This window comes from Actinomadura logoneensis, assembly GCF_003428695.1.
GTDB lineage: Bacteria > Actinomycetota > Actinomycetes > Streptosporangiales > Streptosporangiaceae > Spirillospora > Spirillospora logoneensis.
In genome coordinates this window covers 54,563-71,508 of sequence record NZ_QURH01000338.1, presented here as the reverse complement: position 1 = coordinate 71,508, position 16,946 = coordinate 54,563, and the positions used below count along the sequence as shown (strand labels likewise).

Here is a 16,946-nt window from a genome sequence, read left to right as displayed (position 1 = left end):
ACTTACGCCAACCCGAGGAGGTGGCTTCCGTGAACACGACTCCCCCCGGCACCCACGGCGATCCCCGGCTCGTCCGGGTCGGGCTCCCGGTGCTCCAGCAGGACCCCCGTGACTGCCCGCAGGCCGCCGCGCTGCACGTCCGGCCGCTGGTCCAGGCCGACCGCCGCGCCCCCTGGGCCGAGCTCGAAGGTTTCGCCCTCGGCCCCTTCATGCGGGTGCTCGACCGGTTCGAGCACCACGGCGTGGAACTCGACCGGGCACTCGCCGAGGACGCGTCGTTCCGCCGCTGCCTTCCCGCGCACCGGCACTGGACGGCCGATGCGGTTCGCACCTACCTGGCCGCCCGAGAACGCTCCGAGCGCCTCCGCACGGACGCCGGTCATCCGGCCACGCTCCCCGTTCGCCACGAATGGGTGGCGATCCATCACGCGGCTCACCCGGACGCGCGCGGTGCCCAGCGTTACGAACGGTGCGCCTGGGGACGACGCTACGCCTCGGCGGACGGCTTGGTGCGAGAACTGTGGCTTCTGTCCGTCAATGAGCTGAAACTCGACCGCGCGCCCGCTCAGATCGCCGCGGCCGCGTCCGTCCTCGCGTTCGGTGTCCCGGCGAGGAAGTCGCGCCACACCCGCTGGTACGAGCCCGTAGACGTGAACGTCCCACCGGCCCGCGTGCGTGTGATCGGGGTCGGCTGCGGGGACGGCGAGGTCGAGGTCCTCGCCGACTGGGACGTCCATGAGGTCTCCGAGCGGTACGACAAGCTGGCGAAGCCCGTCCTGACGCAGGTGATGGGACGTTCGGAGCTCGTTCCTGGTTCCGACTGCGTCGGCTGCAAGGCGCTGGCGGAGTGCCCCGAGCCGCCCCGGACGCCCGGTCTGCTCCACGTCCCCGCTCCGACCCGCCCGCGCGAGCGGCGCAGCGTGTCGGCATCCGACCTGCGCCGCCACTCCGAGTGCCCTGCGGCGTTCCACCTCACCCGTGTGCTGCACCTGAACGACGGCCGGCCGGAGAACGCCGCGATCCGCCGGGGCCGCGCCGTGGACGCCGTGCTCAACGAGTCGCACACGCGCCGTCCCCGCAACGGCTGCCGTGACGTGCCCATGCCGGAGGTTCTGCCCGATCTTCCGCCCGACGAGGCCGACACGGCCGCGCGGATGCTCGCCCAGCACCGCGGCGTGTGTCCGCTCGACGGCCTTCCCGCTCACGAGCAGGTGCTCGTCCAGCCGCGCCTGACGGCCTACGACCCGGAACTGGACACCGTCGTCATCGCCGATCCCGACCTGCTCCACACCGACGCGGGTGGCTGGGTGTGGCGGGAGACCAAGACCGTTTCTCGCCCCCTCTGGGAGGGGCGTTCCCTGCTGGCGACCTACCCGCAGCTCGCCCTGGCCGTGGTGATGATGGCGGCGGGCGTTCCCGGCGGCGATCCCCGCAGATCCCGCATCGAACTGGAGGTTCTCCGTGGGGACGGGGTCTCCTGTGAGGAGATCGACCCGTTCGAGGCGTCGACTCTCGACGAGGCCCGCACGGTGCTCGCCGCGCTTACCGGCCCGTGGGCGGCCGACCAGACCTGCGCCCCGAATCCCGGCCCGCACTGCGCGAGCTGCGAGGTGCGCCGCTGGTGCCCGTCCCGGCAGGGGGAGGCGGCCCGATGACCACCATGGTCGCCCACGACGGGCAGGCGCTGCTGTCCACCCTGGCGGCGGCGCTCATCGCCCTGGAACGTCAGGACCGGCTGGACTCCTTCTCCTTGCCCTATCCCGACGAGGCGCAGCTCGCCCTCGACCGCACGGTCCTGTTGTGCCTGCTTCATGGGGCCGACCCGCCGTTGAGCCTGGCCGAGCTGGTCCTCTGGTGTCGGGAGCGGCCCGTCTCCGACTGGCCGCTGGACCTTCCCGACGCCCTGGTCGGTCCCGACGACCGGCTGCTCGACCTGGACAGCGGACGCCCCACCGAGCTGTGTCACGAGTGGGCCGCGCACGGTCGCGACAGTGCGGGCAAGCTGTGCGACCGCGAGGTGTTCGACCGGGCGATGCGCGCGTGCCGGGAGTACGGCGAACCCGACAGCTACACCGCCTTCCGGGACATGCTGGTCAACCGGCCGGTGCTGACGCACGGCGGCATGGAGATCATGTTCGAGCTGCTGCTGGAGCCGGTCCGCGACCTCCTCGACGAGATCTACTGGGACGTTCCCGACAGCTTCCTGCGCGACGGCCGCAACGCGGTCTGCGGCCGTTGCCGAACGCTGCTCACGCCAGTCCCCGGCGACGGCTGGTGGTGCGAGCGGGACCGGTGCCGCCGCCAGGGGCCGCCCCCGGTCGGCCGCTACCTGACCCCGGCGGACGACGGCCCGGTGCGGCAGCTCGCCCGCCCGTTCCGGCAGTTCGTCACAGGCCCCGGCCGGGCCGAGATCGATCTGCGCGACGCCCTGTCCGCGCTGGGGCTCGGCGTCGCGATGTGGCCGGGCTACGACAGCTACGACCTGCGGGTGACGTTCCCGGACGGCCACGTCTGGGCGATCGATGTCAAGGACCGGGCGAATCCCGCGCTGCTGGGACGCACGGCCCGTCCGATTCCCACCGACCCGCCCTACGACGAGGGTTTCTGGGTGGTGCCGCACCATCGGCTCGACGCGCGGTCGGACTACATCCGGGTCTTCGAGCGGTCCCGCCCGGAGGAGGCCGGTGGCCTGGTCCTGGTGGCCGATGAGGAGCTGTGCCGCCGAGCTCGACGGCGGTTGCGAGGCGAGACGGCCGGCAGAAGGAGGAAGCATGCGTGACGAGGAGTCCTGGCACGGCCCGGTCAGCTCCGCGCTCCGCAAGGCATGGCGGAACGAGGCCGCCGAACCGGGTATGCACCCCCGCGACCTCTGCCGGGTCGAGCTGGTGTTGTTCCTGCTCGGACGCATCGCACCGGGACGCCCCGCCGAGGACGCCTACGTCCTGCTCAGCGGGTACCCGTTCCCGGACGCGGCCGGGCTCGTCTCCACCGAGGAACAGCGGACGGCGCTGGCGGCGGCGCGTGTCCTGCTCTGGACGATCCGCCGTCGCCGTAGCTGGTTCCAGCTCCTGGAGACCTACCGGGGAGTGCCGGAGCGAATGCGCGCCTACGACGTTCCCGAGGGTGCTCCGCCGCGAGTGCTGCGTCCGACCGTGGCGGCCGATCGGACGCGGGTGTACGAGGACGCGCTGTCGGCGCTGCCGCCTTACCGGACCCACGAAGTCAAGCTCGCGACGGCGGGACGCCACTCCTTCCTCGACCGCCGCCGGGCGACGTCGGTGACCATCCCCGACGAACTGGTGTTCCCGCGCGCGGCGGGCCACGACCTGGCCAAGGGCAGAGCGGGCGACGGCGCGCCCCTGGTCATCACGCGGGCCATGCTGCTGGAGACCGCCCGGTGGATGGACGAGCGGGAACGCGGCTCGGCCGAGGCGGGCGACTGGGAACGGCGGCTCGACGAGCTGCACGTCGCCGTTCGCGACGCGTCCGGCCGCGACTTCGCCGAACGCGACGACGGCGGATTCGTCCTGGCCGAGCTGCTCCACATGGTCGGCATGGTCGGCGCGGGCAAGTCGACGCTGATGGTGCTCGTGGCGGTGTGGGCCGCCCGGCTGCCGACCCCGCTGCGCACGACGCTCGTCGTGGGGGACGTGGCCGAGCAGCTCCGGCTGACCGCGCTGTTCGACCGGCTCGGTATTCCGGCCGCCCCGGTCCTCGGGTCGTCCACTCGCGAGGACCACGTCCGGCGGCTGCACCGGCGGCAGGCGGCGCAGGGCAAGGAGAACCTGCTCGACCACGACGATGACGGGTTCGACTTGTTGAGCACGGCGTGCCCGGTGGACGCATTGCGCGGTGTCGAGGCCGCCCGGCCTCTTCGGTACGCCGACGCTCCCTGCGCCGGTCTGCATCCCGAGCAGCGAAAGCCCGCCGCCACGAGCGAGGAGCCGCTGCTGCTCGATCTGTACCGGCCCAGCAGCCGCGCCGACGCTCGGCCCGCGCGCGACCCGGACGAGGGGCGTGTCCTGCGCGGGAAGCCGCACGCGTGTCCGGTCTGGAGCCGCTGTCCCCGCCACCACGCGGCCCGCCGGCTGGTGGACGCCCGGATCTGGGTGGCCAATCCCGCCAGCCTCGTCCAGTCCGGCGTCCCGAAGCACCTCAACGACGAGCGGCTGCGTTACCTGGAACTGGCGTGCGCGGTCGGCGACATCGTGATCGTGGACGAGGCGGACGCGGTCCAGCTCCGGCTGGACGGGATCTTCGCTCCGGCGGCGACGCTGGTGCAGCCCGGGCCGGAGTCCTGGCTGGACCGCATCCACACCCACAAGATCGCCGAGCTGACGCGCAGCGGGCGGCTTCCGCTGACCGACCGGGACGTCAAGCAGTGGAACACCGCGGTGGGGATGTCGAGCCTGGCGACCGACGAGCTCTACCGTCTGCTCATCTCCGACGGGGACCTGCGGGACTGGGTGGACGTCGACTACTTCAGTCCTTGGACCCTGCAGGAGAAGCTGCTCGCGGAGTGGTTCGGCGACGCGCGTCGCGAGGGCGCCGACAACGGCGTCCGCGACGAGCGGGAGCTGTTCGAGAACGACGAGGCCGACGAGACCGACTCCCGCGACGACCCGGGCCGCGTGCTCGCCGACGCCCGCCGCGTCGCGTTGACCGCCGTGTTCGACGGGTTCCGCGACGACCCGCTCGGCGACCACGGACCGCACGGCGGGGCGATCGACGGCCTGGTGGCCCTCGCCCACGACCTGATCGGCACGTCCTCTCCCACCGAGACCCGTAAGCGGGCGCTCGTCCTGCTCCGGGACCTGCTGACCGACACGCCCGTCCAGGAGAGGACGCGGGACGCCGCATGGGCCGACACCGCGTGCCGCCGCCTGGAGTTCACGCTGCTGCTGTCGGTCCTGGCCAAGCATCTGGACCGGGTCGCCTGGCTGTGGCCGATGGTGGAGGCGGCGCTGCGGCTGGACGCCACCGGAAACGAGCTGGCCCGCCGTCCCCCCGCCGACTACGCGCCCGTCGTCCCCGAGTCGCCCATGGGCAACGTGCTCGGTTTCCAGTTCCTCCCCGACGAGCGCGAGACCGACGAGGACGGACGGCAGAGCGGGACACTGCGCTTCTTCCGCTGCGCCGGCGTCGGGCGCGAACTGCTCACGGCCCTCACCACGCTCGGCGCCGATCCCGGCAGGGGCAGGCCCGGCCCGCATGTGCTGCTGCTGTCGGGCACAAGCTGGGCGGGAATGTCCAGTCGCTACCACGTCCCGGCACCGGTCGGCGCGGTACTGAAGCCGTCGACGCGGGCCACCGAGGCGGTGCTGGGCACCGCGTTCGCCACCCGCTGGATCAGCGACGCGCGCGGCGAACGCATCCGCCTGTCGGGGGCGGACCCGAAGGTCCGGCCCGCGCTGGCGGAGGCACTGGCGATGCGCCTCGGCTCCCCCGGACGGGGCGGAACCGCCAGCCCGCTGGAGCAGGAGCTCGCACACGTCCGTGACCCGCACCGGCGGCGAGCGCTGCTGCTGGTCGGCAGCTACCGGGAGGCGGCCCGCGTCGCGACCGTGCTGAACTCCATCCCCCGCTGGCGCGGCAGCGTGCGGCTGTTGGTCCCCGACACCGCCGACCTGGACGCCGGTGCCGGACCGGACGCGGGCGCGGGCGCGGCCGAACCCGTCGGGGTGCTGCGCCGCGGTGACGTCGCCTCCTTCGGCGACTGCGGTGCCGAGGTCCTCGTCGCGCCGCTGATGGCGGTCGAACGCGGCCACAACATCCTCAACTTCGAGCGCAACGCCGCGTTCGGGCTGGCGATGTTCCTCGCCCGCCCGCACCCGCGCCCGGACGACCTGGCGCTGGCGGTGCACTCCGTCAACGACTGGGCAGCGCGGTTCTCCCGCGGTCTGCCCCGCGTGCTGTCCGGCGACGACGGCCGCACGGGACCGGCCACATTCGGCGAACTGGTCACGAAGGCGGGCGGGCTCGACCGGGCCGCACTGGACTTCCGACACGAGGCCCGCCAGGAGTGGCGGCGGCTCCTCACCCGCCGCTACATCCGTTCGCGACTCCCCGTCTGGGAGCGGAAGGTCTTCGCCTGGGACCAGCTCGTCGTCCTGTGGCAGGTCATCGGGCGGTTGGTACGCGGCGGCGTCCCCGCGCGAGTGGTCTTCGTGGACGCGGCGTTCGCCGACGCCGAGGTGCGCGACGAGGTTCCCGCCGCCGCCTCGCCCGACCAGGGCGTCCCCGAGGGACTGCTCCGCGACCTCCTGGACGTCCTCGCCCCCTACTTCGACGACGCCCTCGCGCCGGAAGGGTTCCCCGACCCGGCGGACCCCGCCGTGGCACGGCTCCTCTACCGGCCGCTGCACCGGGCGCTGCTCACCATCCGGCACCACTCCTGACCCGAAAGGACCCCCATGGCCGCATACCACCACGTCCAGGCAGCCGCCTGGGCTCCCGCCGCCCCCGATGTCTCGCTCACCGCTCGGTACCGCGCGCTCCGGTTCCCCGAGACCTGGCAGTCGGCGATCCTCGACCTGTGCAACCTCGGTCGTCCCACCGACGCCGAGCCCTGGCGGAGGGCGCCCACCCGGCGCATGGAGCTGGCCGTCCAGGCACTCGCCCCCGACCTGCTCGCGCTGCCCAGGCCGCCCGGCGCAACGGACGACCCGGGCTGGTGGCTGTGCTCGCCCGCTGAAACCGAGCCGATCCCCGAGCGCGCTTTCCAGTTGCTGCTCAACGCCTGGCTGCGCGATCTCCGCCCCGAGCTGGCACGAGACCGCGAGTACCGGGAACTGCGCAACGCCGTTCAGCGCAAGCTGGGTGCCGCACCGCCCGCCTGGCAGGACGTCGGGTTCGAGCTGCTGCGCTGCCCCGTCACCGACGGCGGCACGGCCGCGCCGCAGCCGCACCAGTACACGCTGACGACCGACTGGCTCGCCCGCCGCGTCCTGGACCTGCCCGAGTTCGAGTTCGAGGGCGGACGGCTGCGTTTCCACGCGATGCCGCGCGGACCTCGGGACCAGGGCGCCGAGCTGGTGTCGGAACCCCGGCCGTTCGAGGATGCCAAGGGCCGCACGTGGTGGTTCTCGGTCCTGCTCAACATCACCTTGCAGACGGTCCCCTTCAACCCGATGCCGCGCTTCCACCTGCACTGCGGCATCCGCCGCTGGGCGACCCGCGTCAACGCCAAGACCGGACGGCTCCACGTGCCGTACGGTCGCCGGGCCACGGTGCTGCTGCGGCCGTCCGTGCCGTGGCTGCCGGGCGCGCCGCCGTCCGACCGCTTCGCCGTCGCGCGGCTGGAGCGCCGCCGCACCGACGACGGATACGTCACCGACTGGGCGGACGGCGGTCCCACCGGCGTGCTGGACGGGATCTCGTTGCAGGCTCCGTTCCCGTCCGCCGAGGAGGTCCTGACGTTCCCGGAGAAGTGGCTCGCCCCCGAGATGCGCGCCGGGGTCGTGCACAACACCGCGATGGGCGGTCACACGATCGCTTCCGGGCTGATGTCGAACCAGCGCTCGGAGATCGTCACTTGGGCCGAGCAGGCGTTGCCGCCCGAGCTTCGTCCGGTTCCGCGCCGCCGCCGGACCCGGCTCGGCCGTGCCACCCCGAGCAACGCCCCCGCCGCCCAGCAGCGGGCTCGGACCGTGCGCACCGCTGCGGCGTTCGCCGTCTCCGCCTGGGGAGGAGGGCCCGTCCTGGAGGCGCGGTTGCTGTGGCAGACACCGGAGATGCGCGACACCGCGATCGCCGCTCTCATCGAGCATCTCGGCCTGGAAGACGACGGCGTCCGCCCGAGCACCGAGGAGTTCGAGCACGCCGAGCCGGGTTCGGCCGCCGTCCTGGAATGGAGCACACCGGAGCTGGCCGTGCGGCTGCGCTGCCTGAAGCTCACCGACGGTCTCGCCGAAGACCTGGCGCTGCCGGAGAAGGGCCGTCCGTCCCGTGCGACGGCTGCGGCTGCCATCACCGCCCGGCGTAAGGCCGTCGCCGCGTTCGCCGCCGCCGACAAGCCCGGAGACGGCCCGACCTTGGCGCTGGTCGAGATCGACCCTCCGACCGGTTTCGGCTCGCCCGCCCACGACCCGAAGTTCGCGCTGCGCCTCGGACTCGCCGACGCGGGCGTGCTGAGCCAGTTCATGCTGGTCCCCGGGAAGGCCGGCAAGCAGGACAAGCACCGGGCTCTCATGGCGTGGGATGACGGCCTGCGCCAGCTCGGCGCGCGCGTGCTGCCCGAGCCCGGCCCGCTCGGCGGCCTCCCGGACGGCCTGCGCTACGCGGCGATCTGGCTCGTCCAGAAGAACCGCACCGCACGCAACCGTTGGGCCGCCCACTCCCCGGTCGCCGTCCTGGTCACACCGGGTGAGCCGGGCACGGGCGTCGCACGCGTGGAGGGCTTCGACCCGGCCGGCGACGACGGCGCGGGCGAATGGGTCCCCTACCCGGTGATGCTGCTGCGGCTCGCCGCCCGCGCCGAGGTCGAGGCCGCCGTCGACACCGACGAGCCCGTCCCCCAGCCGCGGGCGACGCGCCGCCAGTCCGCCGACGAGCAGCGCCGCTCGACCGAGCAGTGGTTGCAGAAGGTCCAGCGCCGCCTGCGCGGCACCCCGACCCTGCTGTTCGTCCACGCGCAGAACGCCCGCCGCCACTGGACCTGGATCCAGGACGGCCGCGCCGAGCGGGACCGGACCCGCACCGGCCACGCCCCCGCCCGCCGCCTGGATCCCGACCTGCGTCTGCTGCGGGTGCGCGGAGCCGGCAACCGCGAGGTCGCGCAGTGGTGGGGTGTGCACCCCAAGGGCGAGGCGAACGGCATCCCCGCCCACCTGTGGGTGCCCGACGACTGCGAGCCATATGGCGACCGTGTCTTCTGGAGCACCACCCCGAAGCCCGGCCAGTTCAAATCGTCGGCGATCAGGGCCGACAAGCTCGCTCCGCGCCCCCTCACCCTCGGAGACAACGAGGGCAAGCTCACCCTGGACACCGACAAGGTCGGCTGGAACCCGACCCTGATGGAGCTGACCGTCCTCGGTTGCCACGAGGACGACGGCGACTCCCCCGAGGCCCTGGCCCTGACCGCGCACATCCTCCGCCAGCCCCCGGACTACCCCGAGGCCCTGGCGCTGCCCCTCCCCCTGCACCTGGCGGCCCTCGCCCAGGAGTACGTGCTCCCGATCGACGACCCCGACGCATCCGACACCGAGTGACGGAACCCTATGCCCACGAGGAGTGAGCACGTCCGGTGCGGTAGTGGTCGTATCGTGCAGCGAGTTCACCGGTCGGCAGGGGCGGCCAGACGGTGAGGGCGGCCGTGTGGAGGTCGAGGACGAGAACGTTGCCCTGGTCCGCGCCCCGGGCAACGAATCCCCCGTCGAACTCCTCGACCGTCACGGCTATCCGCGCACCGGCCTGGCGGGCGAACCAGGCGTCAGCCCGCCGCCACGCCTCGGCCCGGTCCAGGACGATCGGTCTCACCTGGTAGGCGGCGAGCACCTCGGCGACGGCTCGGACCGTGCGGCAATCCGGCGTACCGCAGCCGATGCACATGGCAGCGCCATAAGGGTCCTCGCCTGGGCGGTGGATGCGCAGCACGGTGGTGAGCGCGGCGGCCAGCCCCAGGACGAGGGAGCGCGACTCTCGAACGAAGGCGGCCTCGCTGACGTCCGCCGCGTCAAGGTGTGCGGCAGCGGTGGCCAGGCGGCCGGGGTCGGCGCGCATCGCGGCGGTCATCGCCGAGCGGACGCGCTCGGATGTCTGATGGTGGACGGCGGCGGAGGTCACGCGGCCTCTGTCCACGACGTCGTGTCGGTGAAGACGGCGGTGACGGTGCGGGTCTTGTCGTTGCCGAACCAGCCCCACCGCGTGGCGAGCGCCGAGACGGTGCGCAGGCCGCGCCCGGATTCGGCGTAGTCGCCGGCGTCGGAGGCGATGGGCTCGGTGGGTCCGCCCTGGTCGCGGACCGCGACGGCGACCATGCCGAGGCCGCGCCGGAGCTCGACGGTGAAGACGCCGTCCGGGCGGCCGGACTTGGTGTGCCGGACGGCATTGACGACCAACTCGTCCGCGGCGAGGAGGACGTCGTCGAGGACGGGACAGCCGTCCAGCAGCAGCGCGACGAACCGGCGCACGGCCGCCGCCTGCACCGCCTCCCCGGGGAAGGCACGGCACCAGCGCAGCACGGACGGTTCGACCAACGGGCAGAGCTCCAAAGACATCGGACACCTCGAGGAAGCCGGAGGACGCGGGGGGATGGGAGGCCCAGCCGCCCATCTGCCAGCACATCGTCACGCCCCGTCGCCGTTCGTGCACGCATTTCAAGCTCGGGGCCGCGGATTAGCACATTCAGGTTCCGCACGTGCGCGTCCAGCACGTACAGACGCCGCACATGCGGGACGCGCACGTGCGAAATCCGCACGTGCGGATTCTGGGTACCGCCCTCACCTGGAGCTCGTCACGGTGTATGACCGGATCGGGTCACTCGGTTGCAAGTCGTGACCGGTTACCCAACGTCAGAGCTCCGCTTTTCCGTGACATCGGCGCGCTCAAAGGAGAACGGCCATGCCGAGTCCGTACGTCCGCCGGAGACGGTTGGCTACCGCGCTCCGCCGCATCCGCGAGGACCGCGACCTCACCGCCGGCGACCTCGCCCGCCTGGTGTACTCGTCCCGCACCAAGATCACTCGCTTCGAGAACGCACAGGTCCGGCCGGACGTGGGCGAGGTCATGAACATGCTGGACGTCCTCGGCGTCGAGGGCCGCCGGCACGACGAACTGGTCCGCCTGGCCCGCGACGCCGCACAGAAGGGCTGGTGGGACCGGTTCGGGGACTCCATGGGCCCCCGGCAGAAGCTCTACGCCGACCTGGAGTCCGGGGCCGCCTCAATCCGCGAGTACAACCAAACCGGCATGCCCGCCGCCCTACAGACTCCAGAGTTCATCCAGGCGCTTACCGAGTTGGACGCCGCCCAGGGACCGCTGACCTATCGCCCGGAGCGAATGGCCGAGGCTCGCGCACACCGTCAGCGCCACCTGCTCGGCTCCGACGGCCCCACATACGCGACCGTCTTGGACGAGGTGACCATCCACCGCCTCGCCGTGCCACGCCCCGTTATGGCCGCCCAAATCCGGCACCTGATCACCGCGGTGTCCACTCAGCCCCGGATCACCGTCCAGGTGCTTCGCTACAACTCGAAAGTCCCCGAGGGGCTGCTATCGAAGGCGTCGTTTTCGCTCTACACCTTCGACGAGCCCGGAGACCCGCCGCTCGCGGTGGTGGACACCGTCACCACTGATCTCATCCTTGGCCAGCGCAACGAGGTGGCGCGGTATACCGGGGTGTACGAGCGCCTACGGAAGGCGGCGCTGCCCCCGGCGGACAGCCTCACCTTCCTTAACGAGGTGGCCGACCGGCTGTCGGAACAGACAGGATCGGAGGCATGACCAAGAACTACACCGGCTGGCGTAAGTCGAGCCACAGCGATCCGGACGGGAACTGTGTCCAAGCGGGTCGGGCGATGGACGGCACGGTCGGCGTCCGTGACACCAAGGCCCCGCTCACCGCTCCCCTGCTGGAATTCACTCCGTCCGACTGGCGGGCCGTCCTCACCGAACTCCGGGCTCATTGAGCCTTCTGGTGGCCAGCTCGCCGCATGCGAGCCGGCCACCAGTCAGGTCAAGTAAGCACCCGCTGGGGAACGGCGGCGAGTCCGCGCAGCGCCGTGGCCGCACGATCGACGGCGGGCGCACGTGACGCCTCCCAGACCAGATGCAGGCCCGTGGCGCTAGAGAGCGTAAGGCGCCCGTACAGCAGGACCGGGAGCTGCCGGTTGTTGTTGAAGCGACGATCCGGCGTGCCGTTGACGTTCACGAACCGCCACGTGTACGCGACGATCGTGCCGTCGGCGGGAGGGGAGCCGCTTTCGACCATCCGGGAATGCGAGCCGGTGACCCGCAGCGCTCGGTACGGCAGGTCCGCGTAGTCCCTGCCGTCCTTGACGAGTACACGGTCGGGCAGGAAGGACACCGATCGTTTGCCCGACGTGAGCGTGGGCACCGCGATGTTCGTGACCAGTTCACGCGGTCCCTTTATGGTCAGTTTCGCGCTCGACCTCTCGACGAGCGTGGACGCCCCCGCGTTGACCTTTCGCTGATGGGTCGTATGAAGGTGACCGGCTGCGGGGAGGAGCCAGAGACCGTGCGACTCCGCAAGAGCCGTCATGGTCTCGACGACCATGCCGAACCGCTGGGCCGGTGCGTCGTTGACGTCGTACATCACGACCACCGACCGCCGGGCGCGATCGCGCATCGACAGCCAGACCACCGCCGGAATCCCGAGGACCAGGGTCAGCAGTCCCCAGGCGCCGAGCAGCAGCGAGACGAGCACGAGAACCGTGAGCACGAACGGCCAGACCGCGACCCGGCGGGAGGCTTTCTGGAGCTGGCTCACCAGGTCACTGGGGTGGGCGGCCACGAGCTCCTGGACCGACGCGCCCGTGATGTCCGCGAGGACGACGTCGCTCACACGGGGCATGGGGGCCGGGCGTGGCCGTGGAGCGCCCGGGCTCCCGGCAAAGGTCGTCCGGTAGTAGACGCCGGCCGCGCCGATCCGCACGTAGTTGCCACGTGGTCCGGTCCCGACGCGGAACCCCGGCACGCCCGCCGATACCCCGATCCCGGAGGGGGAAAGGTTGAAGCGGAAGGGGCCTGCCTTGAGGCTGGTGCGGACGTAGAAACCCATGACAGGTCCCTTCTTGACATGACCGACCCAGAGATTTCGGAGGTGGCGTCATGATGCCAGGCCCGTACGACAACCGGGGGCGACTGATCAAGTCGCGACAATTCAATGAGCGCCGTGGCGGACGGCCGTGCCGGGCCGGGCCCCGCGCTGCCCACGCCGTGAATCCGCCTCCGCGATCTCCGCCGCGTGCCGAGCCTGGTTCAGCTCAAGCAGACGATCGAGAATCTCGCGCCGGACCTCCGCGGCGATCGTGTACCGGATCTGCCGGTCGAGCTCGTAGTGGTCGTGCCGAAGCCGCGGAACGAGATCGTCCCATCCGTACGCCCGGCACACCGCCTCGTCGATCGCCCTGTGGATCTCTCGCAGCTCAACGATGTCGGCGCCGTGGATCTTGGGGTCGTTGACAAGGTTGTAGGTCTTGGTCAGCCCGGCCTGCCGCGCGAGCATCACATCCCGCCGGAACCGGTCCAGCCGATCCCCCAGCTCCCGCATCTCCTGCGTCAGCTCAGGCAACGCCAGCGTCTCGAACACATCAGACGGCGTGTACCGCAAGTCGCCCTTCAAGGAAGAAGCCCGCGCAACCGCCCACCAGTAATGCGGAGCGCTGCTCAACAGCGCCAGCATCGCCGTGTCGTCCGTTGCAAAGACACCCAGCATGTGCGAGAAGACTTGCCCAGTCGGCACCATCACCGGCATCACGGTCTTACTGACGAGCGCGATGACCACGACCCGATCCAGGCCAGAGATCGCCTCAAGCATCGCCGGGCGGCGCTCGGCGAATCGCCACCAATTGTCACGGTACACCTTACGGTTGTTCACGCTCCGCTCAGGTTTCACCAGGCACCGGACGCGATCAAAGCACTCAGCGTAGCCACTGGCCTCAACTTCCGACCGGCCATGAAAATCGATAACCCATCGAGATGCCGACAGGTCGTATCGGGAATTGACATCCTGGCCATTCAAGAAAGGGAAAAGCACATCCGAATTCTTGGGATCCCTCGCGATCAGCAATCGCGCCGCTTGGGGATCCACCACGAACCCCATCCCCAAGACATAAGAACCGATATAGGAGAGATGCCGGTTGGCGCGCAGGCGACGCGCCGCTCCCTTCTCCCTGAAGAAAGAGCTCAGCGATGCACTCAAAGCCTGCCCGGCGTCCCTCTCGATCGGTTTCCGGCTCGTCCACACGGCGCTGTACTCAAGGTTCGCGCCCTTGGACGGCCAGGGCCGCGACTTGATCGCTCGCCGGATGACGACACCGGCACGCACGAGCTGGTCCAGGCCGACTTCCCGAGTGTCTCCCTGGGCGAGGGTGTTGGTGGCGATCAAGCCCGTCTGCCCGGACGGGTTCAGCAGCGCATGCGCCCTCAGCACGAAGTACGCGACCAGGTCGGCGCTTCCCCGGGCTCCCCCGCCGATCGCCTGGACCAGGTACTCGCGGTACGGGCGCCCCAGCTCGCCCGTCAGCTTCTGTCCGCCGAAGTACGGGGGGTTCCCGATGATGGCGTCGAAACCCCCTCGGGCGAACACTTCTGGAAAGACCACCGGCCAGTTGATCGGATACCAGTCGATATGCGGGGCTGCGGGAACAGCCTTCCGCCACATGTCCAGTTTTTGACAGGTGAGCCGGCCGGCCTCATCGACGTAGCGAGGAGACTCGGCAGCCAGGGCGGCCTGAAGAGACGCCTTGTCCAGGCCTTTGGGGCCCTCTGCGGCGAAGGCGAGCGCAGCGGTGGCGGTGAGATCCGCATGAAAGTTCGCCTCCGTGACCGACCGATGGCTCTCGGCGAGCAGGCTTCCCTTCTCCTCTAGCGACTTCAGGCTCGCGGACTCGATGCGCCGGATGGCTTCGCGCCTTTCGAGCGTGGCGGCGCGGGACTGGACGGTCCAGTCAATGAGCACATCTTTGTGCAGCTCGCGGCCACGCTTCGGGTCCATGTGCATCACCTCGAGCTGGTCGAGCGAGGTAATGCCCAGCAGCGAGTCCCCGACGACGAGATGGTCGTCCAGGAAGGCGAACGGGCGGTCCGGGCCGGTGGAGATGATCCACAGCGACAACTTGGCCATCTCCACGGCCAGCGCGTTGATGTCCGCGCCGTAGAGGCAGTTCTCGACAACGGCTCTGCGCGCCCTGATGACCACGGGGTCGTGGTCCATCTCGGACGTGTCGTAGCCGGGCAGCTCCGTGAAGGCTAGGGCGTCCTCGGCCCCTTCGTGCGCCCATGCCTCGATGAGGTGCGCCGCCAGGTAGCGGCAGGCGGCCACCAGGAAAGCACCCGACCCCATCGCGATGTCCGCGACGTTGAGGGCGAGGATCTCCGCCGACGTCTTGGGCTTCCAGCGGCTCGTGTCGGCGGTCTGCAACGGCCCCGGCTCATAGACCAGGGCCTCAAGTGCCCCTCGGGTGACCTCCTCGGCCAGGGCACGCGGTGTGTAGTGCGTTCCGCTGCTCTTGCGGCGGCCCGGCTCGGTCACGTACGGCGTGTCCTCCAGGATGACCAGCGGAAGGTCACGAAGGTCCGTGCGGACGAGGCCGTAGAACGGCAGCAGTCGCTCGGCCAGCGGGTAGTCGCCGTTGGTGGCGGCGAGCAGGCGACGGCGGGCCTCCTGTCGTTCCCCGGACGCCGGCGGCGAAAGGCGGCGCGCCAGTGCCTTCGGTGTCCCGATGCGCGAATCCTTGTATCTCGCCGCAAGAGCGTCGGCCAGTGACGGTACGTCCGAGCACTGGGCGGCAACGTCCTCAAGCTCGGTCAGCGGGACGTTGCGCCCCGACCCCGCCTTGCCGATGAGACCGACTACCGGCTCATCCGCGTACTTGGCGTCATAGGCCAGCAGGCCCTCGTACACGAACCCGATCTGCTCGACGTCCAACGAGCGGAAGGACAGCTTCCGGCGTTCGCGCGCCCGTCCTGCGCCAATGGTCACGTACTGCACCGAACGCAGCATGTGCAGGACGGTGCGATCGTCGATGTCGTGCGGCAGCCATGCGTACGTGTCCGGCTTGAAGATCGAGCCGTCCAGTGCGCGCATTCTCATCTCAGGATGTTCCACGCCGTAGTACACGGCGTGGAAGAGCGCCAGGAGCCGATGCCAACCGGCGTGGGTGTGCTCCAGGTCCTCTTCGCTGCCCTGGCGTGCCCGGTCTTCGAGGTCCTGGCACAGCAGACCGGCCGAGTAGGCCGTCCGGTACACCTCCTTGTCCGACGGCAGCAGGCCGCGTTCCTCCGCGTACAGCAGGAAGAGCACACGCATCATCACCACGACGGCGCCGCGATAGACGTCATGCGCGCCGGTGTCGCCGATGCCGTCACCACCGCGCGCCTTGTCGGCGAGATGGGCGCGCCCGATGGCCGCGACGAGCAGTTCCACCGCCTGCCGGACCTGGACGCCCAGCGCCTCGGTGATGTCCTCCTGATGGTCCTCGCTCGCCGCGAGCAGCGCGGGCAGCGTCTCTTCCTCCGGCACACCGAAGAAGCGTTCGCGCCGCAACATCGAAACGAACGCGCGCACGACGTCCCGCTCCGCGGCCGCCTGCCAGTCGGCCGAGTCGAAGACCGCCGTCGCGGTCGCCTTGCCACGCGGCGCCCAGACCAGCGCCCACCACCGGCCGTCGGTCACCAGTCCGAGTTCGACCCCGTGATGGCGGCAGAGCCGGGCAAGCCGGTCAACTGGGGTGGCGGCCCACGCGGAGCCCCTGACGCGTCGGTTGGGAGGACCGTCGCACATCATGCCGAGGAGCCGAGCGGGCTTGGCGTCACCGCCCGGGACAGCCCCCGGTTCCAGCAGGGCGAAGAAGGGCCTGAGCACCTCGCCGTGCTCGGGAACCTTCAACTCGAAGACATCGAGGCCCGAGAAGTGAACCGCGTCGGCCCAGCCCAGCAGTTCGGTCAGGACGAAGCTGATCCAGCTCGCGCCGGGCAGGGCGGTGTGCTCGCGGCGGAGGCGCTCCCGGGCCGGCCTGTCGAGGGTGTCGAGGACGGGCCAGATCCGGCGCAGCATGGGGACACTGAGGAAGGGACCGGAGACATCGACCAGACCGAGCCAATCATTGTGGTCGTAGCCCGTCGTCGAGTAACCGGTTCTCGGGGGCATTCAGACCACCCGCCCGCACCCGCTCGCTTCCGGCGGTCGCGCTGTCGTCGCAGGACCCACGGCTGAGCTCTACCCGGCCCGGCTCACCGCTTCAACTTCGCAGGCCGGTAACGGT

Annotated in this window: 10 protein-coding genes; 6 read left to right on the top strand and 4 right to left on the bottom strand. The window is 70.8% G+C overall.

Annotated elements, in window-relative coordinates:
• The first annotated feature begins 29 nt into the window (after nucleotides 1-29).
• From DZF91_RS22505 to DZF91_RS22490, 4 genes are read left to right on the top strand one after another with little or no spacing between them, the layout of a single operon-like run.
• Nucleotides 30-1,655, top strand: coding sequence for a PD-(D/E)XK nuclease family protein (locus DZF91_RS22505; RefSeq protein ID WP_158588013.1), 1,626 nt, complete (start codon nucleotides 30-32; stop codon nucleotides 1,653-1,655).
• Nucleotides 1,652-2,779 carry a pPIWI_RE_Y domain-containing protein gene (locus tag DZF91_RS22500; protein ID WP_117359436.1) on the top strand — a complete coding sequence of 376 codons (1,128 nt, stop codon included), beginning with the start codon at nucleotides 1,652-1,654 and terminating at the stop codon, nucleotides 2,777-2,779. The genes DZF91_RS22505 and DZF91_RS22500 overlap by 4 nt, the downstream gene beginning before the upstream one ends.
• Nucleotides 2,772-6,398, top strand: coding sequence for a pPIWI_RE_Z domain-containing protein (locus DZF91_RS22495; RefSeq protein ID WP_117359435.1), 3,627 nt, complete (start codon nucleotides 2,772-2,774; stop codon nucleotides 6,396-6,398). The genes DZF91_RS22500 and DZF91_RS22495 overlap by 8 nt, the downstream gene beginning before the upstream one ends.
• A gap of 15 nt (nucleotides 6,399-6,413) precedes the next feature.
• A complete protein-coding gene (locus tag DZF91_RS22490; RefSeq protein WP_117359434.1) occupies nucleotides 6,414-9,209 on the top strand; it encodes a pPIWI_RE module domain-containing protein in 2,796 nt (931 codons plus the stop codon).
• 7 nt (nucleotides 9,210-9,216) lie between these two features.
• Here the strand turns inward: DZF91_RS22490 and DZF91_RS22485 are convergent, their stop codons facing one another.
• Together DZF91_RS22485 and DZF91_RS22480 are read right to left on the bottom strand one after the other, a co-directional pair.
• Nucleotides 9,217-9,783, bottom strand: coding sequence for a hypothetical protein (locus DZF91_RS22485; protein ID WP_117359433.1), 567 nt, complete (start codon nucleotides 9,781-9,783; stop codon nucleotides 9,217-9,219).
• The gene (locus DZF91_RS22480; RefSeq protein ID WP_117359432.1) at nucleotides 9,780-10,217 is read right to left on the bottom strand and encodes an ATP-binding protein; all 438 of its coding nucleotides are present in this window, start codon (nucleotides 10,215-10,217) and stop codon (nucleotides 9,780-9,782) included. The genes DZF91_RS22485 and DZF91_RS22480 overlap by 4 nt, the downstream gene beginning before the upstream one ends.
• A gap of 343 nt (nucleotides 10,218-10,560) precedes the next feature.
• On the opposite strand from DZF91_RS22480, the gene DZF91_RS22475 reads away from it, so the two are divergent.
• Together DZF91_RS22475 and DZF91_RS22470 are read left to right on the top strand one after the other, a co-directional pair.
• A complete protein-coding gene (locus tag DZF91_RS22475) occupies nucleotides 10,561-11,442 on the top strand; it encodes a helix-turn-helix domain-containing protein (protein ID WP_117359431.1) in 882 nt (293 codons plus the stop codon).
• Nucleotides 11,439-11,627 (top strand): DUF397 domain-containing protein, encoded by a 189-nt coding sequence (locus DZF91_RS22470; protein WP_117359430.1) that lies wholly within the window; start codon nucleotides 11,439-11,441, stop codon nucleotides 11,625-11,627. The genes DZF91_RS22475 and DZF91_RS22470 overlap by 4 nt, the downstream gene beginning before the upstream one ends.
• A gap of 47 nt (nucleotides 11,628-11,674) precedes the next feature.
• On the opposite strand, the gene DZF91_RS22465 is transcribed toward DZF91_RS22470, so the two are convergent.
• Nucleotides 11,675-12,739 (bottom strand): DUF4236 domain-containing protein, encoded by a 1,065-nt coding sequence (locus DZF91_RS22465; RefSeq protein ID WP_117359429.1) that lies wholly within the window; start codon nucleotides 12,737-12,739, stop codon nucleotides 11,675-11,677.
• Between the two features lie 102 nt (nucleotides 12,740-12,841).
• Nucleotides 12,842-16,831 (bottom strand): Eco57I restriction-modification methylase domain-containing protein, encoded by a 3,990-nt coding sequence (locus DZF91_RS22460; RefSeq protein ID WP_117359428.1) that lies wholly within the window; start codon nucleotides 16,829-16,831, stop codon nucleotides 12,842-12,844.
• Between the last annotated feature and the right edge of the window lie 115 nt (nucleotides 16,832-16,946).

Excerpts from the sequence above, each read along its gene's own strand:
- DZF91_RS22490 (WP_117359434.1), top strand. The coding sequence starts at position 6,414 with ATGGCCGCATACCACCACGTCCAGGCAGCCGCCTGGGCTCCCGCCGCC.
- DZF91_RS22500 (WP_117359436.1), top strand. The coding sequence starts at position 1,652 with ATGACCACCATGGTCGCCCACGACGGGCAGGCGCTGCTGTCCACCCTG.
- DZF91_RS22495 (WP_117359435.1), top strand. The coding sequence starts at position 2,772 with ATGCGTGACGAGGAGTCCTGGCACGGCCCGGTCAGCTCCGCGCTCCGC.
- DZF91_RS22480 (WP_117359432.1), bottom strand. The coding sequence starts at position 10,217 with ATGTCTTTGGAGCTCTGCCCGTTGGTCGAACCGTCCGTGCTGCGCTGG.
- DZF91_RS22460 (WP_117359428.1), bottom strand. The coding sequence starts at position 16,831 with ATGCCCCCGAGAACCGGTTACTCGACGACGGGCTACGACCACAATGAT.
- DZF91_RS22475 (WP_117359431.1), top strand. The coding sequence starts at position 10,561 with ATGCCGAGTCCGTACGTCCGCCGGAGACGGTTGGCTACCGCGCTCCGC.
- DZF91_RS22470 (WP_117359430.1), top strand. The coding sequence starts at position 11,439 with ATGACCAAGAACTACACCGGCTGGCGTAAGTCGAGCCACAGCGATCCG.
- DZF91_RS22465 (WP_117359429.1), bottom strand. The coding sequence starts at position 12,739 with ATGGGTTTCTACGTCCGCACCAGCCTCAAGGCAGGCCCCTTCCGCTTC.